The organism is Candidatus Binataceae bacterium (assembly GCA_036495685.1).
In the GTDB taxonomy this organism is placed as follows: Bacteria; Desulfobacterota; Binatia; order Binatales; family Binataceae; genus JAFAHS01.
On sequence record DASXMJ010000020.1, the window covers coordinates 26870 to 49635 of the forward strand.

General features: G+C 60.6%; 20 protein-coding genes and 1 tRNA gene. 3 read left to right on the forward strand and 18 right to left on the reverse strand.

Annotation, left to right across the window (positions count from 1 at the left end; translation table 11 throughout):
* Window positions 1-56: 56 nt before the first annotated feature.
* From VGI36_01845 to VGI36_01860, 4 genes are all read right to left on the reverse strand, one after another.
* Window positions 57-1043: a phytanoyl-CoA dioxygenase family protein gene (locus VGI36_01845; GenBank protein ID HEY2483858.1), complete on the reverse strand. Its 987-nt coding sequence runs from the start codon at window positions 1041-1043 to the stop codon at window positions 57-59.
* Between the two features lie 150 nt (window positions 1044-1193).
* Window positions 1194-3941 (reverse strand): pyruvate, phosphate dikinase, encoded by a 2748-nt coding sequence (gene ppdK, locus VGI36_01850; protein HEY2483859.1) that lies wholly within the window; start codon window positions 3939-3941, stop codon window positions 1194-1196.
* A 74-nt stretch (window positions 3942-4015) separates the two neighbouring features.
* Window positions 4016-5362 carry a glycine--tRNA ligase gene (locus VGI36_01855; GenBank protein HEY2483860.1) on the reverse strand — a complete coding sequence of 449 codons (1347 nt, stop codon included), beginning with the start codon at window positions 5360-5362 and terminating at the stop codon, window positions 4016-4018.
* Between the two features lie 34 nt (window positions 5363-5396).
* On the reverse strand, window positions 5397-5936 hold the full coding sequence (locus VGI36_01860) for a metallophosphoesterase family protein (protein HEY2483861.1): 540 nt from the start codon (window positions 5934-5936) through the stop codon (window positions 5397-5399).
* 141 nt (window positions 5937-6077) lie between these two features.
* Here VGI36_01860 and VGI36_01865 point away from each other — a divergent pair, with 141 nt between their 5' ends.
* On the forward strand, window positions 6078-6410 hold the full coding sequence (locus VGI36_01865; GenBank protein HEY2483862.1) for a hypothetical protein: 333 nt from the start codon (window positions 6078-6080) through the stop codon (window positions 6408-6410).
* 169 nt (window positions 6411-6579) lie between these two features.
* Here the strand turns inward: VGI36_01865 and VGI36_01870 are convergent, their stop codons facing one another.
* The gene (locus VGI36_01870) at window positions 6580-7830 is read right to left on the reverse strand and encodes a CoA transferase (GenBank protein ID HEY2483863.1); all 1251 of its coding nucleotides are present in this window, start codon (window positions 7828-7830) and stop codon (window positions 6580-6582) included.
* Window positions 7827-9041 (reverse strand): CoA transferase, encoded by a 1215-nt coding sequence (locus tag VGI36_01875; protein ID HEY2483864.1) that lies wholly within the window; start codon window positions 9039-9041, stop codon window positions 7827-7829. Before VGI36_01875 ends, VGI36_01870 begins: the two co-directional genes overlap by 4 nt.
* 285 nt (window positions 9042-9326) lie before the next feature.
* Between VGI36_01875 and VGI36_01880 the strand changes: the two genes are divergently transcribed.
* Window positions 9327-9635, forward strand: coding sequence for a hypothetical protein (locus VGI36_01880; protein ID HEY2483865.1), 309 nt, complete (start codon window positions 9327-9329; stop codon window positions 9633-9635).
* 149 nt (window positions 9636-9784) lie between these two features.
* A complete protein-coding gene (locus tag VGI36_01885) occupies window positions 9785-11020 on the forward strand; it encodes an acyl-CoA dehydrogenase family protein (GenBank protein HEY2483866.1) in 1236 nt (411 codons plus the stop codon).
* Window positions 11021-11153: 133 nt separating this feature from the next.
* On the opposite strand, the gene VGI36_01890 is transcribed toward VGI36_01885, so the two are convergent.
* The 12 genes from VGI36_01890 to def form a co-directional block, all read right to left on the reverse strand.
* The gene (locus VGI36_01890) at window positions 11154-11453 is read right to left on the reverse strand and encodes a hypothetical protein (GenBank protein ID HEY2483867.1); all 300 of its coding nucleotides are present in this window, start codon (window positions 11451-11453) and stop codon (window positions 11154-11156) included.
* A gap of 153 nt (window positions 11454-11606) precedes the next feature.
* On the reverse strand, window positions 11607-11945 hold the full coding sequence (locus VGI36_01895) for a hypothetical protein (GenBank protein ID HEY2483868.1): 339 nt from the start codon (window positions 11943-11945) through the stop codon (window positions 11607-11609).
* A gap of 1850 nt (window positions 11946-13795) precedes the next feature.
* Window positions 13796-14134 carry a P-II family nitrogen regulator gene (locus VGI36_01900; protein ID HEY2483869.1) on the reverse strand — a complete coding sequence of 113 codons (339 nt, stop codon included), beginning with the start codon at window positions 14132-14134 and terminating at the stop codon, window positions 13796-13798.
* A gap of 272 nt (window positions 14135-14406) precedes the next feature.
* Window positions 14407-15027, reverse strand: a complete 621-nt coding sequence (gene plsY / locus VGI36_01905; GenBank protein HEY2483870.1) for a glycerol-3-phosphate 1-O-acyltransferase PlsY — start codon at window positions 15025-15027, stop codon at window positions 14407-14409.
* 22 nt (window positions 15028-15049) lie between these two features.
* Window positions 15050-15127: transfer RNA gene (locus VGI36_01910), tRNA-Pro, on the reverse strand.
* A 76-nt stretch (window positions 15128-15203) separates the two neighbouring features.
* The gene (locus VGI36_01915) at window positions 15204-16094 is read right to left on the reverse strand and encodes a dienelactone hydrolase family protein (protein ID HEY2483871.1); all 891 of its coding nucleotides are present in this window, start codon (window positions 16092-16094) and stop codon (window positions 15204-15206) included.
* A gap of 144 nt (window positions 16095-16238) precedes the next feature.
* Window positions 16239-16919, reverse strand: a complete 681-nt coding sequence (rpe, locus tag VGI36_01920) for a ribulose-phosphate 3-epimerase (protein HEY2483872.1) — start codon at window positions 16917-16919, stop codon at window positions 16239-16241.
* 35 nt (window positions 16920-16954) lie between these two features.
* Window positions 16955-17770, reverse strand: a complete 816-nt coding sequence (locus VGI36_01925; GenBank protein ID HEY2483873.1) for a DUF169 domain-containing protein — start codon at window positions 17768-17770, stop codon at window positions 16955-16957.
* A 90-nt stretch (window positions 17771-17860) separates the two neighbouring features.
* The gene (locus VGI36_01930; GenBank protein HEY2483874.1) at window positions 17861-18448 is read right to left on the reverse strand and encodes a septal ring lytic transglycosylase RlpA family protein; all 588 of its coding nucleotides are present in this window, start codon (window positions 18446-18448) and stop codon (window positions 17861-17863) included.
* Between the two features lie 392 nt (window positions 18449-18840).
* Window positions 18841-20220 carry a 16S rRNA (cytosine(967)-C(5))-methyltransferase RsmB gene (gene rsmB, locus VGI36_01935; GenBank protein HEY2483875.1) on the reverse strand — a complete coding sequence of 460 codons (1380 nt, stop codon included), beginning with the start codon at window positions 20218-20220 and terminating at the stop codon, window positions 18841-18843.
* Window positions 20217-21200 carry a methionyl-tRNA formyltransferase gene (gene fmt, locus VGI36_01940; GenBank protein ID HEY2483876.1) on the reverse strand — a complete coding sequence of 328 codons (984 nt, stop codon included), beginning with the start codon at window positions 21198-21200 and terminating at the stop codon, window positions 20217-20219. The genes rsmB and fmt overlap by 4 nt, the downstream gene beginning before the upstream one ends.
* Entirely contained in the window at window positions 21172-21711 is a 540-nt protein-coding gene (gene def / locus VGI36_01945; protein HEY2483877.1) for a peptide deformylase, read from the reverse strand. Before def ends, fmt begins: the two co-directional genes overlap by 29 nt.
* Window positions 21712-22766 lie beyond the last annotated feature (1055 nt).

Here is a 22766-nt window from a genome sequence, read left to right on the forward strand (position 1 = left end):
GGCTTCGGTTCGAAACTCCGGCAATGCTCCAGGAGCGGCCGGGGCTCTTCGCGCGCTCAGAGAATTCGTTTCGCTTCCTCGAAATCGACCAGTCCCAGGCGACCGCCATAGGTCGACGGATGGTATGAATGGTAACCGAGCAGATGTTGGACCCGATCGGGCAGGCGGCGCGCGACTTCGATTGGGACCGCCAGGTAGTGGCACTCTTCCGGGCGTAGCCATCCGAGTACCCAGCTCACGTGCATCCCGCAGCGCCAGCGATCGGTGGCGCGATTTTCTCCCGCCGCATGAATTACGTTGCCGCTGTAGAAGAGCACTGAACCCGCCGGCATGACGGCCTGGGTGATTTCATGCGCGGCCGGCGCGCGCGCCGAATCGCTCCATCGGTGGCTGCCCGGCGCAACCTGCGTCGCACCGCTTTCGACGTCGAAGTCGCTCAAGGCGAACATGCAGCTCACGGTGACTTCCAACGGGGGCCACGGAAAGTGCGGCCAGTTGGCGGAGTCACGATGAAGCAGCTGGGCGGGTTCGCCGGGGCCAATAACCATCATCTGGCTGGTGTTGAGCCAGTAGCTCCCGCAGTTGGGAAGCAGAAAGTGGTCCGCGTATTCTTTCAGCCGCGCATCAAGCAGGAGTTCGACGAAGGTCGGTGATTTCGCCGCAAGGCCGCAGAAGCGCTTGGTACGAAAACCATGAAACCGCTGCCAACCCTTGCCGCCTTCCTTGCTGCCGGGCGCGCTGCCATCGACAAAGGGCTGCAATTCCGATTGCAAACGGGCAAGCACAACGGGGGAAAGAAAATCGCGCACGATAACGCCGCCATCGGCCTCGATGATCGGGAAAATTTGCGACAGGGGCGTTTCCTGCCCCACGGTCACCAGCGCCGGGGCGCTTCCGTCAGGGGTGACGGACACACCATCATTCAGATGACGAATTGACTCGTGCAGGTACGCGTTCTCCGACATTGCCTTGACCTCGCGATCGCGGCTCAGTCTAGTACAGCCGCCGGCCGCTGTCTTGAACCGGGCTGTGGGCAGCGGCACGTGCCGACCCCCTGGTCGGCCGATGCTCGGGAGGCAGACCGGCTGCACGCATTCGGCGCGGCATAGAAACCGCGTTCGGCGGCCTACCACCCAACCCGCCGCGGCGAACCAACCTGGCCCCTCCTCCGGAGAGGGAGAGTTCCCGGCCAGCTACACGTCCTTGAAGGTCGCCTTCTTCTGCTTCGACTCAATCGCGGCCTGGGCTGCGGCTAGGCGCGCGATCGGAATTCGATAGGGCGAGCACGACACGTAGTCGAGTCCGAGACGATGGCAGGTTTTTACGCTGGCCGGATCGCCGCCGTGCTCTCCGCAGATTCCGATCTTGAGCTTCTTGTTGGCCTTGCGACCGCGTTCGATCGCCATCTTCATGAGATCCCCCACTCCGCTTGCATCGAGTTCCTGGAATGGATCCTTTTTGTAGATGCCGCGGGTGACGTAATCGCCGAGGAACTTCACTGAATCGTCGCGCGAAAGGCCGTAGGTCATCTGGGTCAGGTCGTTGGTTCCGAACGAGAAGAATTCTGCCGACTTTGCGATGTCTCCGGCCAGCACGCACGCGCGCGGAACTTCGACCATGGTCCCTATAGTGAAGGCGACCTTGGTCCCGGTCGCGGCGAAGACGTCCTTGGCCACGGCATGAATGTCCTGGGCCAGCAGGTCGAATTCCTTCTGGTCGCCGATCAGGGGAAGCATGATCTCCGGCAGTGCCCTGACGCCCTGTTTGTGCAACGCGCAGGCCGCTTCCAGGATTGCGCGCGCCTGCGCCCGGTAAATTTCCGGATAGCTGATTCCCAGGCGCGACCCCCGATGACCCAACATCGGGTTGAATTCGAACAGGCTATCGCGCACCTGCTTCAGATGAGCTGCGGAAACGTTGATTTTAGCCGCGAGGTCGGCGATCTCCGCGTCTTCCTTGGGGAGAAACTCGTGCAACGGCGGATCCAGGAGGCGAATGGTAACCGGCAGCCCCTTCATCTCGCGCAAGATTCCTTCAAAATCCTTCCGTTGCATGGGCAGGATTTTCCTCAGCGCCGCGATGCGCTGGTCGGTGTTCTCGGCCATGATCATCTGGCGGACTGCCTCGATGCGCTCGGGGTCGAAGAACATGTGCTCGGTGCGGCAGAGTCCGATTCCTTCGGCGCCGAACTCGCGCGCAATCTTGGCATCGCCGGGGGTGTCGGCGTTGGCCCACACCCCAAGGCCGCGTTCCTGGTCGGCCCACGACATGAATTTCTTGAGAAACGATGGCATCTCGGGCTTCACCGTGGGCACGCGTCCGAAAATGACTTCCCCGGCCGAACCATCGAGAGTGATGTACTCTCCGCGGTGGACGACGCGACCGTTGGCGGACAGCGTGCCCGCAGCATAGTTGATTTCCAGGGCGGTCGAGCCGGCAACACAACATTTGCCCATCCCGCGCGCCACCACCGCCGCGTGACTGGTCATTCCGCCACGCGCGGTGAGAATGCCTTCGGCGACCTGCATGCCATGAATGTCTTCCGGCGAGGTCTCGATCCGCACCAGAATAACCGGCCGTCCCGCGGCGCTAACCGCGACAGCTTCATCGGCGGAGAACGCGACTTCGCCGAACACGGCTCCCGGTGAAGCCGGCAGGCCGCGCGCGATCACTTCTTTTTTGCTGCTCGGGTCGAGCCGTGGATGCAGAAATTGCTCGAGCGTCTCGGGCTCGACCCGGGTGAGCGCGGTCGCGCGATTGATCAGCTTCTCCTCTGCCATCTCCACCGCGATTCGCACGGCCGCTTCCGCGGTGCGCTTGCCGGTACGGGTCTGCAGCATGAACAGCCGCCCGCGCTCGATGGTGAACTCCATGTCCTGGCAATCGCGGAAATGGTGTTCCAGCCGCTTGGAGATGTTGAGCAGCTCCTTGTAGACCGCGGGGAAGAGTTCTTCGAGCGTCGCGAATTTCGCAGCCCGGTCTGGTTCGCTGACGTTGTTACGCGCGGCCCATTTGCGGCCTGCGGCCAGACTGATTTGCAGCGGGGTCCGAATTCCGGCCACGACATCCTCGCCCTGGGCGTTGGGCAGGAACTCGCCGTAGATCCCCTTCTCGCCGGTGCCGGGGTCGCGGGTGAAGGCGACTCCGGTCGCGCAATCACTGCCTAGGTTCCCAAACACCATCGATTGCACGGTGACGGCGGTGCCCCAGTCGCCCGGAATGTTGTTTATGCGCCGGTAGGTAATCGCCCGGTCGTTGTTCCAGGAGCCGAACACCGCGCCGATCGCTTCCCAGAGCTGCTCGTCGGGATCCTGGGGAAGATCGCGGCCAACCCGCCGCTGGATCAGCGCGCGAAACTCATTCACCAGCTCCTTCAGATCATCCACTTTGAGGTCAACGTCTTCGGACACCGCGCGTGCCGCTTTCTTGTGGTCGATTAGCTCTTCGAAGGGATCGGGGTCGTTCTTGTTCTCGGGCTTGAGCTTCAACACCACGTCGCCATACATCTGGCAGAAGCGTCGATACGAATCCCAGGCAAAGCGGGGATTGCCCGACACCGTCTCGAGACCTTTTACGGTTTCATCGTTAAGGCCGAGGTTTAAGACCGTGTCCATCATCCCCGGCATCGAGACCCGCGCTCCCGAACGCACCGAAACCAGCAGCGGTTTGGTGGCATCGCCGAAGCTGCGGCCCAGTGCCTTTTCCATCCGCGCAACGCTTTTCTTGACGCCTGCGGCAAGGCCTTTCGGATAGCTATCCTTGTGGTCGTAGTAATAGTTGCAAACCCGGGTCGAGATGGTGAATCCGGGCGGGACCGGCAGCTTGAGCGATGCCATCTCGGCGAGGTTCGCCCCCTTGCCGCCGAGCAGCTCGCGCATTGCCGCGCGGCCTTCCGCGACACCGGAGCCAAAAAAATAAACTTCAGGATGAACACGCGCCATTTCGAGTCTCAGTCTCCAGTTCCGCACCGTGCGGGTTGATTTCTACAGTTCAAGTCTAGTTCCTTTCGCCGACCTCATGCTGCGACCCAGCCGACCTTGCCGTTCAACACCTCCACCAGGCCAGCGATCGGATAACGCTCCTGCCGGGTGGTGTCGCGATCCCGCAACGTGACGGTGTCGTCTTCCATTGTCTGATGGTCGATGGTCACCCCGAACGGAGTGCCGATTTCGTCCTGCCGGCGATAGCGGCGTCCGATCGATCCCGCCTGATCGTAGGCAGTACTGAAGTGCCGTGCGAGCATCTCGCGCACCGCCAGCGCCTTCTCCGGCTGGCCCCCCTTACGCAGCAGCGGATAAGTCGCCACCTTGATCGGCGCCAGGCGCGGGTTAAAACGCATCACGATCCGCTCTTCATTCTCGACCACATCTTCGTCGTACGCGTCGAGCATGAATGCGAGCATCGCGCGGTCCACCCCCAGCGCCGGTTCGATTACCCACGGGCGATAGCGCCGCTTAGCGTCTTCATCGAAGTAACTCAGGTCCCTGCCGCTGGCTTTGGCGTGCTGATCGAGATCGAAACTGCCGCGCTTGGCGATGCCTTCCAACTCACCCCAGCCGAACGGATACAGATATTCGAGATCGGTGGTGCCGCTGGAATAGTGTGACAGCTCATCGGTCGCGTGCTCACGCCGACGCAGGTGCTCAGCCCGCAGGCCATATTTGACATGCCAGTTGACCCGGAAGTCGACCCAGTAGCGGTACCACTTCTCTTCCTCCGCCGTTTCGGGCTTGATGAAGAATTCCATTTCCATCTGCTCGAACTCGCGGGTGCGAAAGATAAAGTTCTCGGTGGTGATTTCGTTGCGGAACGATTTACCGATTTGAGCGACTCCAAACGGAAGCTTCACGCGCTGCGTGTCGACGAGGTTCTGGAAGTTCGTAAAAATTCCCTGCGCGGTCTCGGGACGGAGGAAAACGGTGCTGGCCGTGTCCTCGACCGGACCCATGAATGTCTTGAACATCAGGTTGAACCGGCGGGCCGGGGTAAGTTCGCCCCCGCATTCGGGACATTGACGCCCTTGCACCTTGTCGGCGCGAAAGCGCAGCTTACAGTTCTTGCAGTCGACCAGCGGGTCGGTGAAGTTCTCGAGGTGCCCGGATGCCTCCCAGGTGCGCGGATGCTGGAAAATCGCCGAATCGAGTCCCAGCACGTCGCTGCGGTATTGAACCATCTCGCGCCACCAGGCTTCTTTCACGTTGCGTTTCAACTCGCTGCCGAGCGGACCGTAGTCGTAGGTCGAGCCGAGGCCCCCGTAAATCTCGCTGGTCGGAAAGACGATTCCTCTGCGCTTGCATAGGTTGACCAGCTTTTCCATCGTGACCGCGTTCTTGCGCGCGGCCGTTGCTTGTTCGTCGGACAAAATTCCTTCCTGACACTTTCCGCCGGCGGACGGGTTATTCGCCGAGCTGAACGATCTCTGCCGAGCGCACCACTCCGTCCGCGACTTCCAGGATTGCGACCGTCCCAGGGATGTTGGTCAAATTTCGCGGCAAGGTGGCGCTCCCCGGGTTTACCACCAGAGTCGAGCCGAAGCGCACCACTCCCTCGATATGGCTGTGACCCTGTACGACGACGTCGACGAGGCCGCCGAAATGCCGCCGCATTGCGCGTTCGAAGACTTCCTGCGAGGTCTCGTCGGGCGTCGGAATCGCGTGCACCAGCCCGATGCGCACGCCTTCCAGCTCAAGCAGGTGCGCCTCGCGTACCCGGTCGTCCGCTTCAAGCCGGTGCTGATGGCCATCGAGGCCTTCGTCGCCGTTGCCGAGCGCGGCGATCACCGGCGCGATTTGGGCCAATTCGTCCAGCACCCGGTTCACGTACACATCGCCGGCATGCATCACGAGGTCGATCCCACGAAACACCTCGAAGACGCGGGCGGGAAGATGCTCGCACGCTTCGGGAATGTGAGTATCCGAAATCAGACCGATGCGCATTGTGATACGCTGCGGGGCAGAACAGCCCCAGAGCGCGAGGAAACAAGGTTATCATGGCGCCAACGCGCGGAGCAATTTTTGCCCTCAACGCTTGAATCAAAGCTCCGGCCTCATGATAAAAGCCATTGCAGCGGAGGAACCATGCCAACCCTGAGGATCAGATCGGCCGCCATCGCGCTGGTCGCCCTGATGATGCTGGGAGGATGCAGCCACAAGCTGGTCGCGACCGAAGGGCAGAGCCAGGTATCGATTTATCCCGACGAGGACACCTACAAGAAGCTTTCGCAGATGAAGGCCCAAGGTGGCGTCGCCGGTATGCTGAGCGGGATGGGGGAAAATCTTGCGGCCGGCAAACTGGACAACCAGACTCCGGTGAAGATTATTTCCAGCGATGACCTGGGTTCGAACATCGAGGTGTCGGACGGTCCGTCGAAGGGGATGAAGGGGTTCGTTCCGAAAGCGAACGTGGACTGAGCGGTGCAGTTGCGGTCGACGATGACCCGGAGGAGAAGGGAAAGCCCTTCGCGCTCACTGTAACCACCATCATACCTGCGCGCATAAGCCATCGCGCGGCCGGCGCTACGCCGACCTGATGAACCCGTCCCAGCCTCTCGAAGGGCCGGGCGTGAAAGGCAATTCGGGGCTATGAGGCTTTGCTGTACTGTCTTGGCGCCGACCCGATAACCCCGGCGGATTCCAGCTCCGCAATATCGGCATCGCTGATGCCAAGCAGCCGGCGAAACACCTCACCGTTGTGTTCGCCTAACAATGGCGCGGGACGGTCGGCTTGCAGCGGGGTTTTGGAGAAGCGCGCGACCGCACCCGGATAGAGATGGGTTCCGACCACCGCGCGATCCACCGCCACGAAAAACTCGCGGGCTGCGGTTTGTACATCACCAAGCACCGCGGCCGCTGAATTCACCGGCGCCGCGTATACACCGGCGCTTTGCAAGCGAGCGAGCGCCTCTTCTGCAGCAACGTTTGCGAGCGCGCTAGCCAGTTCCGCATCCAACGCGTCTTCATTTGCCTTGCGCTGCGCTGGATCAGAAAACCGCGGGTCGTCTGCAAGACGCTCTACGCCGAGTGCCACCGTAACCTTTCGCCATTGCGCATCGTCGGCGGCCGCGACCGCGATCCACCCGCTGTCGGCGGCACAACGATAGATTCCGTGCGGCGCGTAGTCGCGATGGCGATTGCCCTGCGCTCGCGGAATCTCTTGGGTCAGCTGGTACTCGATGATGGGAGCTGCGAGCAACGGGATCGCGCCCTCGACTTGCGCGAGCTCTATCCATTGTCCCGTGCCAGTGCGTTCACGTTGGTTCAGCGCCGCCAGCACCCCGAAAGTTCCGGTGAGGCCACTTACTGGGTCGCCGAGTGCGTTCGAGAGTGTGTAGGGCTGTTCCGCGTCGTGGTAGCGCGTGAGTCCAGTCACCCCCGCCATCGCCTCAACCGTGTTCCCGTACCCGCGCGATTCCGTTTCCGGCCCGCCGTACCCGAAGGACGGCATCGAGATCATGATGAGGCGGGGATTAATTGGCTGCAGCACTTCCCAGTCGAGTCCGAAGCGTTTCATGACTCCCGGGCTGTAGTTCTCGATCAGGATGTCCGCGGTTTTCACCAGGCGCTTTACCAGCTCGATGCCGCGAGGATTGTTCAAGTCGAGTGTGACCCCGAGCTTGCCGCGGTTCACAGTGTTGAAGGTCGGGGAACGTTCGATCGGTTGCATCTCGGGCGGAGCCATCGAAAGCGACCCGCGCCACCAATCGAAGAATTGCGTGTCTTCGACTTTGATGACCTCGGCGCCCATCTCGGCAAGCATCGCTCCGAGCAGCGGCCCGGCCCATCCCATCGACAGGTCGAGGACCCGAATCTTTCTATCAACTATGGTGCTCATGACGCTCTCGCCCGATCCGGCGTCTGCTCCACCGCTCCGTAATCAAACCCCAGGCGCGAGTGGAGAATTTCACGATTGTGCTCGCCCAGGCGCGGCGCCGGCCGCGAGGCTTCCGGCGGATGCGACGAAAAGCGCAGGGAGGCGCCAGGGATGCGAATGCTCCCGAGCTCGGGATCCTGAATCGTCTCGAAAAATCCGCGCGCCCGAGTCTGCTCCCATTCCAATACTTCCGCCACGCTCGGAATCGGGACGAGAGGAATCGCGCGGCGCTGGCCTTCGCGGTACAGCCACGCGCGCTCGTGCCGGAGGAAGAACTCTTCGACCATCCGCAGCAGCTCGTCGTTATTCACCATCCGCTGTCGCGCGCTGGCAAAGCGCGCGTCGCTGGCCAGCGCCGGCTCGCCCATCAATTGAAAGAGCGCCTGAAACTGTTTGTCGGTCACGCATTGCAGGCCCGCATAGCCGTCGCGGCATCTGAGCGTCACGATCAGGAACGGACCGACCGCAAAGCGCTTGCCCGCCCGCTCACGTGCGACACCGACGTACTGGAAGGTGACCGCCTCGTAGATCATGGTCGCCACAGTGGCTTCCAGCAGCGAGATGTCGACGTGCTGGCCCGCCTGATTCGAGAGCTTGCGCGCGACCACTGCCTGCAGCGCGGCGATGGCGCCGTAAAGGCCGCCTACATACTGCGCGAGCGACCCGGGCGGGGTCAGCGGCTCGCGATCCTTCTCACCGACCGGGTAGGTCCATCCACCCCTGGCAAACAGGGTGAGATCGTTGAGGATGGAATCGCGGTCCGGACCATCCTGTCCGAAATTCGAAATGGAAATGATCGAAAGCCGGGGAAATTTCGCGAGCAGTTCCTCCGCCGGCAGACCGAGTCTTGCCAGCGTGCCAGGCGCGAAGTTCTCGACCATTAAATCGGCGTCACCCAGCAGCTTGAGGAGCGCGTCGCGGCCGGCCCGATCTTTAAGGTTTAGGGTGATGCCGAGTTTGTTGGTGTTGAGAAAGGCAAACAGCCCGCCGCGATCGTGCGCAACATTTCCGTTGGATGGAAACGGTCCCAGTCTGCGCCCGCCCTCGCCACCGGGCGGTTCCACTTTGATTACTTCCGCGCCGTAGTCGGCGAGCAGTTTGGTCGCATACGGACCCGCAATGAAGTGCGTAAGATCGACGACCCGGATATCGCTCAGCGCGCGATAGCGCATAACCCCATCCCCGGGGGCATTCGACCGCAGCGGCCGTCACGATGTCAAACGCGTCGCCGCGCGTGAGCGGAAAAGCGGTGCTTGGCATCGCCAGGCGCAAAACCAATTTTTACTCCTCGTACCTGACCCCGTACCGCTCTGGGTTCTTTCCCGCAAACAGCCAGGAATGCCGCTTAGCGTTGTCCGGTTGGTTGCGATCGTGATGATCGTTGCCGGTGGTGTTTGCGGGGCGAGCCCTTCTGCACGTCTCCGGCACCGCCTTCCTCGTGTATGATGCGCTTTCAGATGAGGCTTAGTCATATAGCCGCACTGGCGGCAGCGAGCTGGTACCTGCTGGTTCCGATGTTCGACCCCAGGTCGGGAAAAGTGGTTCCGCTGGCCATGTCCGAATGGAACGAAGAAGGAATTTTCGACAGCGAGAAAGATTGTCTGAACGCCAAGCGCAACCTGGTCGAGGAATACCGCAGAACCGGCGGCGCTCCGCGCATTCAGAACATCGTGAGTGCGCAAGCGGGCTGCGTTGCGAGCGACGACCCCCGCCTGCAGGGTAAGGTTCCGTTCAGCCTGGGACCGCCTCCACCTCCACCTAAATAGGAAAAGCGGCGAATCAGCGAGATTGGGTGGTTTCAAAGCGCCGGGGTCCACCGTCCGCCCACAAATCTCGGAAACCTGGACAGTTCGGCGCCGTTGTGGGTCGGCGAGCGCCCGTCGTAGTCTGGGCTGCTTACCGAGGAGGATTCTTTATGGCAATGCAAAGTGTCTCCGAGCTCGAGGCCAGTTCGGAAGTCCAGGACCTGCGTACTCGTGTTTCCGGTTTTCTCGAAGAATTCATCTATCCAAACGAACCGGTCCTGCTCCGCCACGACTCGGAAGCGGGCCGCACGATGCGTTCGATTCAAACCAAGGCCAAAGAACGTAGCCTGTGGGCGCTTGGGCTTCCCAAGGAAATCGGCGGGGGCGGATTGGGCTTCATGCCCTACGTATTCGTTAACGAACTGGTCGGACGCAGCGAATTCGCGATGGCGGGCCTCGGAACGCATTCCGCGCAGGATGCAACCATGCTCTACCTGTACGGGACCGCCGAGCAGAAAAAGCGTTGGATGCTCCCGCTGGTCAATGGCGACATCTATCCGTGTTTCTCGATGACAGAGCCGGAAGTCTCGGGTGCCGATCCCACGGGATTGCGCACCCGCGCGGTTCAAGACGGAGACGAGTGGATCATCAACGGGCACAAGTGGTTTTCGAGTGGCGCCAACCGGGCCGCCTACACCACCGTGATGCTGGTGACCGATCCGGATGCGCCGACCTACGAGCGCTTCAGCATGATCATCGTGCCCACCGATACCCCCGGCTTCGAAATTGTCCGGGTGGTCCCGGTGATGGGCGAAACCGAAGGCGGGCATTGTGAGCTTAAGTTCAATAATGTGCGCGTGCCGCTCACCAACCTGCTCGGACCGCGCGGGCAGGCATTCAAAATCGCGCAACGGCGGCTCGGACCGGGGCGCATCTATCATTGCATGCGCTGGCTCGGGCAGGCGCAGCGCGCCTTCGAGCTGATGGTAAATCGCGCGATCAATCGCCAGGCATTCGGCGGACCGCTGGCCGACAAGCAGACGATCCAGAATTGGATCGCGGACTCTGCGGCGGAGATCCAGGCGGCCCGGCTGCTTACGCTCGACGCCGCCGCCAAGATCGATTCCGGTGACGAGGCGCGCGTTGAGATCGCGCTCATCAAATTCTTCGGGGCCAAGGTGCTGCACGACGTGATCGACCGCGCGATCCAGGTGCACGGCGCGATGGGCGTCTCGGAAGACACTCCACTGGCGCGGATGTACCGTCACGCACGTTTCGCGCGAATCTATGACGGACCCGACGAAGTGCATCGGATGACAGTCGCCCGTCGAATCACCAACGAGTACAAGAAAGGCCGCAAATGGGACTTCGGCCGTGGGGTGAGGGACGGGGCCGGATTTAGATAGGACGCACGACCTCCGCAGACGGTGCCGATTTCCCTGACTTAGATCTGGTAGTAGGCGCCGCCTGCGGATTAGCCGTAACGGTCTTACAATTGCCGGATTTTTCCGGCTGGCGACCAGTTTCGACCCTCGGCGCCTAGGCAAAGACTCCATTTTTGATCGTGCCGATCTCGGCGAAGGCGCTGGTCGTCGGCGATGGCTCGGAGATGAAGCTAAAGCCCAGGTCGTTACTAGCCGACCAGGTCATGGTTGCCTGGTTCATGAGCAGCTCCCCGGACGAGCCCTCTGGACTGGAGACAGGCACGCGGTCGGTCACCGGTCCGCTCCAAGCGACATCGAAGCTGCAGCTTGCGCCTGCGGACACCGGCGACTGGAATCGAAACAACGCATTCGGAATGTTGAAATAGTCCTGCAATACCAAGCCGCTCATACTCATGCGCGCCTCTCCGGAACTGAGGTCGACAGAAGGTTTGGCCGGCAGCGGAACCGTCCAGAAGAGTCCTCGCGGATAGGGGTGAATTCCGGGGTCGAAGTCGTGAACCTGGGTAGTGAAATTTACGAAGTCATACTGACCTCGATAGAGGTCAAGTCAGACCAAGGCAAAGGCACCACTGTGGACCGCCCCGTCGAAACCGACATATGAACCGCTCATGAAGCGCATGTCGGTATCAAAGAGAAGCCGCTCAGTAGATCCATCGGCGTATGTCGCGGTCCCGGTCCCCTGAACGTCGGCCACGCCCACTTGGCCCTTGAAGTCACCTATCGAAGAGGGATCGATTCCAGGACCGAAGTTAGTGAAATGGAATCCCAGTCCGTTAAGCACAGTGAGGTTGCTCGTCGGCTTGGGCGGCGAATTTGATGGTCTTCGTGCGGCCAGGACCGAACCGGGAACCAGGCCGACGGCTGCGGTAGCGGCAATTGAACTCATGAACGCCCTTCGAGACAGAGCGTGTCGTGCGTGGCGGGTCACGAACTCCGCGCGGGTTGGGATGTTCCTTGGTATGTTCCAATGTTCCGAGTTGATGGATCGCATGGCCTGCCTCCCCAAAGGCTTCTACGTAAGTTGTCACTGGATTAGTCTTCTTTTCTAGTAAGATCAATAGTTCTAATGATCATTATTCATCTTGCTAATCTTATTGAGGATTTTTTGGACTGTTCAGTCCTTTTTATTAATGCAATGCGACTAAATTTATGGACTGCCCAGTCCTTTTTGTCGTGATATCTATAGTGGATTTATGGACTAATGAGTCCTTTTTTGGCAGTCTTTACTCGTCTATAAGAATGCACTCAACGCGCAAGCAATTCGTTTATGGGATCCCTACCGATGAAGGCGCTCAACCAGCAAACAATGAGCCCTGCACTGTCGCAGCGCTCGCACCGGTGATGCAGTTTGACGGTTCTCGCCGCGGGGTTGTTCTCACCGCGTCGGCGAAGCATCTGCGCTGATCCGTCGATGGGTTGGGGCCTCAAGGGGAGCGCCGGCCACTATCTTGGCCGATGCGCCGCTGTTCTCGGCCTTACTCTGTTTCCAGCAGGTTGTTTGTTTCGGGCGTTGGCCCAGAGACGTTCAAGAAGTTCGTGAGCTTCCTCTGGGAGCGGGTGCGGGTGCTCCGGCTGATGGCGCGGGTGACGGCTCAGGAAGCGACGCAGGCTTAAGATTCTTGAGCCTCGGATCGTCACTGGGGAAGCAACCGACCTCGCGATTAATCCGGTTTTGAATTTCCTTGAGAGAGTCTTCGCACCCCTCGAAGGTAGGGAACACCTTCAATTGCTCCCAGGTCGAGATTGACGAGCTGGAGTCCCCTTGGGGAAAGAAAGAGTTTGGGGCAGGCGAAAGAGCGTACCAGGCAAACGGCGGGTCGGCGGCCGGCCAGCAACCCGTCATGGTTACCAGCAAAACGGCGAGCGTCGAGCGGACAAACATGTCGCGCTTATTTATGTGGCGATCGGCTTGCACGTCGGTCAGTCGGATGAGCTCCTATGTTCCGACCAGAGGCTTGTGCGTGAAGAACCACAAATTTTTCAGCCGTGGGTCGTTGCTCCGAATGCACTGGACGGGGCGCTGAACCTTGGTCTGCACTTTCGGCAGTGCGCTTTCGCAGGCGTCGATGTTGGGAAACCGTCCTACCATGACCCATTCCGAGACCGGCGAGCTGAGGCTGCCATTCGGAAATGCAGGGGTTGGGCTCGGCGAGAGCGCATAAACCACGGGCATGGTGGAGGTGCAAGCAGGCACACCCACCAATAACGCGAGCAGCGCCGATACACCTAACGTATGCCCTAGTGCCACGACGCCGGGATTCCGCATTCCTCCACTCGCTGGAGTACGGCTCGTGCAAGAGCATTGCAGCAGTCTCTATTCCCGAAGTAGTGTCCGCTTTGGTCCCCACACTCGGTTTGAATTGTCGCGTATCGTCTGTGGTGGTTACAGCTCCGGTCGCAACCGAGGTCGTGAATGTCCCCGGCGCGAATCGCAGCAATCACGCCTTCTTTGAACCCCCAAAAGCTCGCGCCCACGTTGGCCATTAGTTCAACCTAGGCGGATACGGTGGCCAAAGCCAATCCGCCGCAACAGTTGGGTGGCTGAATTTGCATGCTGCCCATTTGGCCTGGCCCACTCCTGAACACGCCCCTTTGGGGTGACGGCGTTAGCAAGCAGCTGAAAATGACAGCCCAAGCTAGCCGCGAAGCGGGCAGAACGGACGATTACCGAAATGAACTTTATTCGCCAGCGCGGGCGGTCACCGCTCCACCGAACGGCGCAAGCTGGGAATTTCCTTACAGAGCGTTGCCGCCCCGTTCGCCTGTCCGGATGCGGACCACGTCTTCCACCTGCATGACGAAGATCTTTCCGTCACCGATCCTGCCAGTCCGCGCGGCGCGCTCAATGGTTTCGACCACCTGGCCGGCCAATTCGTCGGCCACGATAATTTCGAGTTTCACCTTCGGCAGAAAATCGACCACGTACTCGGCACCCCGATAAAGCTCCGTATGGCCCTTCTGACGCCCGAATCCCTTAACTTCGCTAACCGTAAGGCCTTGCACACCAATGCTCGAGAGCGCTTCTTTGACCTCATCGAGTTTGAACGGTTTGATGATTGCCACGACGTTTCTCATAGCGTCCTCTTCGACTCGTCACGCAGGTGGAAAGAGCGCTCCACGCAACGCAATCCGCTCGACCTGCCTAACCTTGTCCCCAGTGCGGCCCGCTGCGCAAGTCCCCCTGTTGATGACCGCCATCTGCGCGACTTCTAGCATGGTTGGGTCTCCGGTTTACGCAAGCCAAGTGCCAGTGTTTGAGTCTCGGACAGCCCCTAGCAGCCAGTTGGTTCACAATTGTCTTGCCCGCATCGCGGGCGAACGACCAAGGAACAGGCACCGCACAATCACTAATCGTTCTGCTGCATCGCGCCCTCTTCGCGCTTGCGCTCGCCAAATCTGGGCTCCGCGCCCCTCAGCAGGCGTTGAATGTTTTCCGCATGGCGCACAAGTACTAGCGCGCTGATCGTAAGCGCCAGCACCAGGTAGGGCCGCGGTCCTCCGACTGCCGCCACCGCGATGGGGATAACCAGCGCCGCGACAATCGAAGCCAGTGACATAATCCGAAAGCTCGCTAGCACGACTGCAAAGGCGGCGATTGCAAATAGCAATGCGAAGGGCGAGAGCATCGCCCATACTCCAAGCGCGCCCGACACACCTTTGCCCCCACGTAAACGCAGGAAGAGCGAAAAGATCGATCCCACAAAAGCGGCCAGCGCGATCCACGCAAGTTCGGGCGGCAAAAACCCAAGCGCGCGGGCTGCGGCCACGGGCACCGCACTTTTGAGAACGTCGCCGGCGAAAGTCAAGACGGCGGCACTGGAACCTCCCGCGCGTGCGACATTCGTCATCCCGATATTTCCCGAACCAACCGTGCGCGGATCGAAACCCCGCAGACGTCCTACGACGACTCCGAATGGAATTGATCCGATAAGATACGCGGCAATCATCATGAGTGCGAAGCTGAGCAATTTGTAGATCCTCGGAAGAAAGTGGTCGGGGTGACTGGATTTGAACCAGCGACTCCTGCGTCCCGAACGCAGTGCTCTAGCCAGGCTGAGCTACACCCCGATCAGGTTGAGCGTGGTCGGTAAAGCGCAGACGATTTTTATAGCATCCACGGAGAGCCCAGGCGAGCAAACCCGCGCTACTCCTGAAACCTCAGGTCAGCTACGCCCGGACCCGGCTCTTCGAGGCTGCGCGGGAAGCGCTTTCCCTTCAGGTATCGGTCGAAAAACGCGATGCTGTACTCAATGGTCAGCGGGTGCTTAGCTGTCGCCCGGTTGTCTACCCAGGCCAAATGCCCTGCCCCATCGATTACCACCAGGTATTTCGGCGCGGGCGTCTGCTCGTACGCGCCCTCACGTCGCTCCAACGACGATGTGATTGCAGTATCGCGAGAGCCACCTAGATACATGACCGGCGCATCGATCTCGCTAAGCGTATGCTGAACCGCGAAAGGCGCAGCATATGGCGAGAGCGCGAGGACCGCCTTGATTCGCGGATCTTTCCAGTGCGGCCATCCGCCAGCCAGCTCCAGGACGGTGTACCCGCCGAGCGAATGACCGACCAGTCCGACATGCTGCCAATCGAAGGGCGGCGCGCGAAAACGCGCGTCTTCCTGTAGTGCGTTGAGCAGGGTTTTCAGATCCTGCGCCCGGTCCGCGTAGGTCTCGTCACTCCAATCTTCCGGGTTCCTGAAGGGAATCTCGGGGCGCGGCAACCACGACTGGAGCTTTCCGCAGTCGGCATCACGATGCTTGGGCGCGAATACCGCGTAGCCCTCCTCGGCCAACGCCTGCATCAGGTAGGACGATTGGGTATTACAGCCGCGGTAGCGATGCGAGAAGAGAATTATCGGCCAGGGCCCCGCGGTTTGGCTGTCAGGAATCCAGGCGTCCACTGCGAGCCCCGCGATTTGAAGTTTTTGCGCAACCGGGAGAGCCTGCCCCGCACCTTCGGCGCAGTGCGCCGGCGCGATCGCTGCGCAGCACGCGACCAAGAGCGTCAACCGGACCAGCTGGAACCAGCGCACCATCAAGGTTTTCTCCGCGAATACTTGCCTCGCAGCATCGGTCTGCGCGGGCCCCATTCGATCCCGGATAGATTGGTTAACCGAGAGTGATTACCACCGAGACGCGCGAGGCCCCTCTCAGAGGAAGGTCGCCGGCCGCGCAGATCCCTATGCTTTGACCGGAGCGTGTGCAATCAGGTCACGCATCTCTTTGACCACTTTGCGATAGTCGCTCTGGCCGAAGATTCCCGAGCCCGATACGAACACGTTGGCACCCGCGGCTTTCACCTCGGCGATATTGTCGAGTTTCACACCGCCATCGATTTCAATATCGACCTTGAGCGCGAGCCGATCTAACTCGCGGCGCACCACACGCAATTTTTCCAGCGCCTCCGGAATAAATTCCTGTCCTCCGAAACCGGGATGCACGCTCATGATGAGAATCATGTCGAGGTGCGCAGCAAAGGGCAGCACGCGCTGCACGTCGGTCTCCGGATTTATTCCGACCGAAGCGCGGGCGCCCAGATCGTGGAGCCGCTTCGCCATCGCCGCAATGTCCTTGCAGACTTCCGCATGCACCGAGACTGAATTCGCGCCCGCTTTCACGAAAACCTCCACATACCGCTCCGGGTTTTCGATCATCAGATGCGCATCCAGCGGTAGTCTGGTTACCTTGCGCAACGATTCCAGAACCGGAACTCCGATCGACAGGTTGGGCACGAAGTGCCCGTCCATGACGTCGAAGTGGATCATGTCGGCGCCCGCGCGCTCGACCTCGGCGACCTCGTCTCCCAGGCGCGCAAAGTCGGCCGAGAGGACGGACGGGGCGATCTTGTCTTCGCGATCCATGCGCACAAGATACCGTCAGCGACCCGCAGCCGGAATCATTGACGTTTGTCTCCGCCCTTGTCGGCGCCTTCCAGCATCTTGAATAAATCTTGGTAATGCTTCGGCATGGTGACTGTCCCGCGCATCGCGACCGGAATCGGGTAGCGCACGCCGCCGCGCTGGGTCCCATCAAGGCCCTTCAGAAGTTCGTCGACAAAATCCCATGGGCACGCAAACACCATTTCGGTGTCCTGCGCCATGCCAAACACCCGATCACCGTTGCAGGGAATGATCACCTTGGGGGCGCGGGTGGTCATGGTCTGGATTACGATTTCAGCGCAGTCGAGGCGCCCGCCGGTCGTGCTTTCGATCCGACCACCCCGCGTATAGAGCGCCGCGTTGACCAGGCGCATCACCTGCGCGCTGTTCGCATAGACCGCCACGATGTGAGGTTGGAAGGTCGCGCGGGAGAGCGGCGCTACGCAGACATGCGAGTAGCTCCCGGGTTCGAAGCGCCAGGTCCCGGCCTCAAGCCGGGTCGCGGCTTCTTCGTTCTCGCAGTACATGCCGGTCGATGCATAGCCGTGGAAGTACTCGTCGTTGGGTGCGCGAAACCCGAATGCGATCGCCGAGAGCGGACAGATGACGTCCTCCTTGCCCACCGCGATGCCCCATCCGTAACGGCGCGCCACTCCGATCGACTGGCACACGATCCAGTGCTCGCCCATGCTCTGGCTGGGAACCTTAAGACCCTCGGGCAGCGGCTCGCCCGCCTTAAGCATTCGGATTCCGAGCGGAAAAGTGTCGGGCCTGACATAGCGCCCGATCGCTTCGTCGAGGGTCTTGAGCTTTTGTGCGACGTCGATGTCCATGAATCCCTTCTGGGCACATCACTGCCGAGATCATGCCCTAGTTCATAGAACTAGCCGAACCGTCGCAAAGCGGCAAAGGCGCGGCCCGTTTCAGATGTGGGATTGTTGAACCGGGGTTGGGCCGACCGCAGAGGGAGCGATCGGAGCCACCCGTGCAGGATGATGCTTCGCATCCGAGGAGGGAGTTATCTCTACCCGCGCCACCCCCCTCTTGGTAATGCCCAGCTTTTGCGCAGCCCGCTTGGACAGATCCAACGTCCGCCCGCGTACACGCGGACCACGATCGTTGATCCGCACCTCCACCGAACGGCCATTCTGAGGATTGGTGACCACCACGTGTGACCCGAGCGGTAAGGTTTTCGACGCCGCAGTCATCGCGTTCTCGTTGAAGCGCTCCCCGGTAGTCGTGCGGCGGCCGTTGAACCCGGGGCCATACCAGGAGGCGAGTTCCTGCTTCGGCCTCGAAGCAGGAGGAGGGAGGCGGACCTGCGGCACCGGCACGGGTACCGGCGGTGGCGCCGGCACTTCTTCAGGCACGCTGTAACATCCGCTGAGCCCCGCCAGCGTCGAGAGCGCGAAGCTCAGGGCGATAATTCTGAGGGGCGCGCAACGCCCAAAGGTTGATGAGATCATCATGGACATTCCGCCGATCTCGCGAACCTGCCGCCTGCGGGCCATTGCGAAACCGATCCGTCTTGGTCAGGAGCATTTCGATCCCGCCGGCGCTGGCAAAAGTTTCAACTCGACCGCGGCAAAGAAGAGCTCGTGCCGGAGAGACCGCTATTATGTGGCTTAGCGGAAAGGCTGGGTCGCAAGCGCCGTGCCAGTCAAATCTGCTCGACATAACCAGCCTTGATGGCACTGGCACAAACGTCCCAAGGTCTGGCACACGAAAGGGCTTGGTAGAAATTGGACCTCGGCCTTGAAGATCCTACCGTTAATTCTTCAGGAGCAATCCTTCGCCTTGCGCGAAGGATTTGCTCAAGCCTTCAATTAACTCGCAGTGAAGTGCTTCACCATCATCAACAGACAGAGTGAAAGCGCAAATAGTCACGGAGCTGCGAACGGATTCAGTCGGGTCTAACGAGGCGCGCCGCGAAGAAACCGTCCAATCCGCCCAGGTCGGGCCGTGTTCGCAATATACCCTGAGCGTCAAGCAGACCCTTGAAAACGGCGCGGTTGGAGGCGTGCAAATCGAGGTGAAAAGCTGGGTGCTTATCCAGGAAAGCACGCACCACGTCCTGACCTTCCTCGGGGGCGAGACTACAGACCGAGTAGACCATTGCACCCCCCGGCCTCACCAGCGCGGCAGCATTTGTGAGCATTCGCGACTGCAACACCGCCATTCGAGCAGGGTCATTCGGCGCAACACGCCAGCGAATCTCGGGATGTTCCCGCAACGTGCCGAGCCCCGTGCAAGGCGCATCGAGTAGCACGCAGTCGAACCTGCCCGCCAGGGGCAATGGTGACGAAGTATCCGCTTGCACGAATTGGACGTTCCGATGACCCAATTGACGGCACAGGCGGCGCGCATTCTTTAGACCGGCAAAGTTCGTATCGACTGCCGTCACGCGACCATCCGGGCCCACAAGCTCCGCAAGATGTGCCGCCTTGCCTCCGGGAGCCGCCGCGCAATCCGCCACCGCCGCACCGCCGGGCGGCGCAAGCAGCCGCGCGACCAGCTGGGATGCTTCGGACTGCGCTTGGAAAAACCCTCCACGATAGGTTGGCGAATCGAATCGGGCAGCACCCTTAAGGGTCGCGGTCTCCGGAAAACACGCCACCTGTTCGACCTCCATGCCGTCCGCCTGGAGGCGCCGAACTATCTGCTCGCGTGACGCTCTGGCTAAATTGAGCCGTACCACGTTGGGCGCCGCCTCGTTGTTGGCGGCCATCAGCCCTTCCGCCGCATCCTGACCGAACCAATCGAGGAATCGTTCGACCAGCCAGCGCGGATGCGAATATTCGATGGCGAGCCATCCAATCTCATCGTCGCTGCGGGCGGGCAGCGCAACCTTCTCCCGAGTGGCGCGGCGCATTACCGCGTTTACGAATCCTGCGGTCGCTCTCGCCTCGTGGCTTCGCTTTGCAAGCTCCACCGAGGTAGAGACAGCCGCGTGCGGCGCGATGCGATCGAGAAACCGAATCTGCAGCAAGCCCATCCGCATGATGGTCAACGCTTCGGGTTGTATTCCAGCAAGGTCGCGACCGCAGAAACGCTCCAGCTCGTAGTCGAGCCGTGCCCGCCATGCAATGGTCCCCAGCACCAGCCGGGTCGTCAGCCGGCGATCGGGGGGTGGGAGAGCTGGAACGCGGGTACCGAGCATAGCATCGGCGTAACTTCCGCGGCGCTCCACCGCCATCAGGATTTCTAGCGCGATCTGGCGTGCAGGCAGGCCGACAGAACTTCCGGAGGGTACGCCCCGATCGTGCCGGGCGGCGGTTTTCATGTTCCGAGCTGGCTGGCGATGGAAATTCGACGGCCGTGGAGGAAATCCGCTGCGCGCATCCGTTTGCGGCCCGGCGCCTGGACTTCGAGTAGAGCGAGCTGACCGCGACCGCATTGCACGACCGGCATAGGCTTAAGTGCAACGATGCCGCCCACAGCCCCGCCGGTGGTCGGTGCGGAGGCGACCGATCCTCGCCAGATCATCAGCCACTCGCCATTTAGGGTCGTTCGCGCCACCGGCCAGGGATCGTAAGCGCGCACCATCCGTTCGATAGTGGCGGCATCGGCACTCCAGTCGATTATCGCGTCCTCTTTCTTTACCGGCTTGGTCCAAGTCGCCGCGGATTCGTCCTGCAGGGTCTCATGCGAGTTGCCCCGGGCGATATGATCGAGCGCATCGAGCAGCGCCGCCGCGCCCAGCTCGGCGAGCTTGGCCTTTAACGAACCTTGCGTGTCGTCAGGCGCGATCGGAATTGCGCGCTTCAGCAGCATCGGACCGGCATCCATCTCCGACACCATGCGCATGATGGTGACGCCTGTCTCCACGTCGCCCGACAAGATAGCTCCTTCAATCGGAGCGGCGCCCCGATGACGAGGCAGCAGCGAAGCGTGCACGTTGATCGGCAGCAACCGTGGTGCTTTGAGAATCGCTTGCGGCAGGATACGCCCATAAGCTGCGACCACCAGCACGTCGGGCTCGAACCCGCGGAGTTCCGCAAGAAACTCGGCCGTCTTGATGCGGGTCGGTTTCAGGGTCGCAATTTTGTGAGTGGCCGCGACCGCACCCACTTCACTGGGCGAAAGTGTGAGCCCGCGGCCGCGCGCTTCGTCGGGGCGCGTAACCACGGCCACCACGCGAAAGCGCGGATCGCCGGCCCTGACCAAACGATCGAGAATATGAGCCGCCAGGGCCGGCGTTCCCATGAAGATGATCTTAAGCCCAGCGCCGAGGTCAGATTCGGACCGTGGAGGGACGCTCATCGGCTTTGCCCTCCTTGATCATTTTCTTGAGCTTGCGGCGATACAGCTCGCGCTTGATGCGGCTGATCCGGTCTATGAACAGCTTGCCATCGAGATGATCTATCTCATGCTGGAGGGCGACCGCGAGCAACTCCTCGGCCTCGATCTCGATTTCCTTCTGTTCGGGCGTCCACGCCCGGACGAGTACCTTGGCGGCGCGTTCCACGTCCGCGGAAAAGTCGATCACCGAAAGGCATCCTTCCTCCCAGATGATCTTACCTTCCGCCGCCACCACTCGCGGGTTGATAAGCTTGAGCAGATGTTTGCCCGGCTCCTCGTGGTCGGGATCGAGCACGATGATGCGCTTTGACTCCCCAACCTGGGGAGCGGCGAGTCCCACACCGGGCGCAGCGTACATGGTCTGCGCCATGCTGTCGACTAACGAATTCAGATCACCGTTGATGTTCTCGACCGGGCGGGCTGGCCGTTTGAGAACCTCGTCGGGGAATTTGCGTATCCGCAGGAGCGCCATCGATCCGGTTCAAAAAATCAAGCTATCAGAGCATCGGGCTCCTCGAAAGCCGTCGAACCGACCCATCTTCGATTATCAATTGCAGCCTCACGGTGGACGGGAAAGGGATTGGCCCAGATGGCCCGGGAAATCTTTTCTATCTGGTTTTCGCACAAATTGGCCTTCACTGCTGGCAAACGATCCAAACGCCGGCCAATTTGCGATTGAGCCATGGAGTGATGCGGCGCTCGTCAGCAGCAGCTTGGCTCGCCTTGGCGGCGAACAGAAGAAACACTGCTTATGAAGATGCGGCAGTTTGGGCCGCGATAGAATCTAAACTGCAATCCATTGCGGAACCCGCGATTGGCTACTGGCAACCGGACTCCATAAACATCACTTTGTCCTCGGTGTGTAGTTGGGCCGTCTGGTCGGGACACTCGGAACGAACTAGTAGAGTCTTGACGCAGAGGTGCCGCAGTTTGGGCACAAGCTCGCTCCCTCGACGAGAACGATTCCGAGGAAATCGTCTCGCGGCTGCGAACAGTCTAACTTAGCCTCGAAGCCTGCAGCACCGAGCCCGCTATCCAACTTCATCTCACCAACAAAAGCTGTGCAGCGTGAATTTTGGCCAACCAGCTGATTTCCCGACATACGACTTGAGTTCGCTGCTATCGTACGCTTGCGTCGAAGGCCGGAATTCTGACCCGCGAGATCGGCAATCTACGCCAGGAGGTGATGGGTCGTGAAGGCGACCGATTATCGAGCTTCTCTAGAACTGTTCAAGAATTTGAACGGGACCCGCGGGATTGCTTCAAATTTGGAACTCGTGGTTTGATCCCGCTCTTGATTTCTAGTTTGCGCAGTTAGCTTGGAGGGTTGCCGCGCGAAGGCATTAAGCTTGCTCGCCATCAGTCAGAGATTTCCAGGGACACAACCACAAGACTCTAGCAGCGGCTGTGAGCCTGAAGCTGCGCGGCAGGTAGGGCTAGCTTGACCAGGCGCTGTCTTGGGCAGAAAATCCAACGTGTCGGAGAGCTCTTCCCCCGACCTTCGCTGCACTCGCGGCGAAAAACGGA

What these genes read in the sequence shown, in the direction of transcription:
- ppdK (HEY2483859.1), bottom strand. Translation starts at nt 3,941, where the DNA reads ATGGCGCGTGTTCATCCTGAAGTTTATTTTTTTGGCTCCGGTGTCGCG.
- VGI36_01860 (HEY2483861.1), bottom strand. Translation starts at nt 5,936, where the DNA reads ATGCGCATCGGTCTGATTTCGGATACTCACATTCCCGAAGCGTGCGAG.
- VGI36_01865 (HEY2483862.1), top strand. Translation starts at nt 6,078, where the DNA reads ATGCCAACCCTGAGGATCAGATCGGCCGCCATCGCGCTGGTCGCCCTG.
- VGI36_01870 (HEY2483863.1), bottom strand. Translation starts at nt 7,830, where the DNA reads ATGAGCACCATAGTTGATAGAAAGATTCGGGTCCTCGACCTGTCGATG.
- VGI36_01875 (HEY2483864.1), bottom strand. Translation starts at nt 9,041, where the DNA reads ATGCGCTATCGCGCGCTGAGCGATATCCGGGTCGTCGATCTTACGCAC.
- VGI36_01880 (HEY2483865.1), top strand. Translation starts at nt 9,327, where the DNA reads ATGAGGCTTAGTCATATAGCCGCACTGGCGGCAGCGAGCTGGTACCTG.
- VGI36_01885 (HEY2483866.1), top strand. Translation starts at nt 9,785, where the DNA reads ATGGCAATGCAAAGTGTCTCCGAGCTCGAGGCCAGTTCGGAAGTCCAG.
- VGI36_01890 (HEY2483867.1), bottom strand. Translation starts at nt 11,453, where the DNA reads ATGAGTATGAGCGGCTTGGTATTGCAGGACTATTTCAACATTCCGAAT.
- VGI36_01895 (HEY2483868.1), bottom strand. Translation starts at nt 11,945, where the DNA reads ATGAGTTCAATTGCCGCTACCGCAGCCGTCGGCCTGGTTCCCGGTTCG.
- VGI36_01900 (HEY2483869.1), bottom strand. Translation starts at nt 14,134, where the DNA reads ATGAGAAACGTCGTGGCAATCATCAAACCGTTCAAACTCGATGAGGTC.
- VGI36_01915 (HEY2483871.1), bottom strand. Translation starts at nt 16,094, where the DNA reads ATGGTGCGCTGGTTCCAGCTGGTCCGGTTGACGCTCTTGGTCGCGTGC.
- rpe (HEY2483872.1), bottom strand. Translation starts at nt 16,919, where the DNA reads ATGGATCGCGAAGACAAGATCGCCCCGTCCGTCCTCTCGGCCGACTTT.
- VGI36_01925 (HEY2483873.1), bottom strand. Translation starts at nt 17,770, where the DNA reads ATGGACATCGACGTCGCACAAAAGCTCAAGACCCTCGACGAAGCGATC.
- VGI36_01930 (HEY2483874.1), bottom strand. Translation starts at nt 18,448, where the DNA reads ATGGCCCGCAGGCGGCAGGTTCGCGAGATCGGCGGAATGTCCATGATG.
- rsmB (HEY2483875.1), bottom strand. Translation starts at nt 20,220, where the DNA reads ATGAAAACCGCCGCCCGGCACGATCGGGGCGTACCCTCCGGAAGTTCT.
- fmt (HEY2483876.1), bottom strand. Translation starts at nt 21,200, where the DNA reads ATGAGCGTCCCTCCACGGTCCGAATCTGACCTCGGCGCTGGGCTTAAG.
- def (HEY2483877.1), bottom strand. Translation starts at nt 21,711, where the DNA reads ATGGCGCTCCTGCGGATACGCAAATTCCCCGACGAGGTTCTCAAACGG.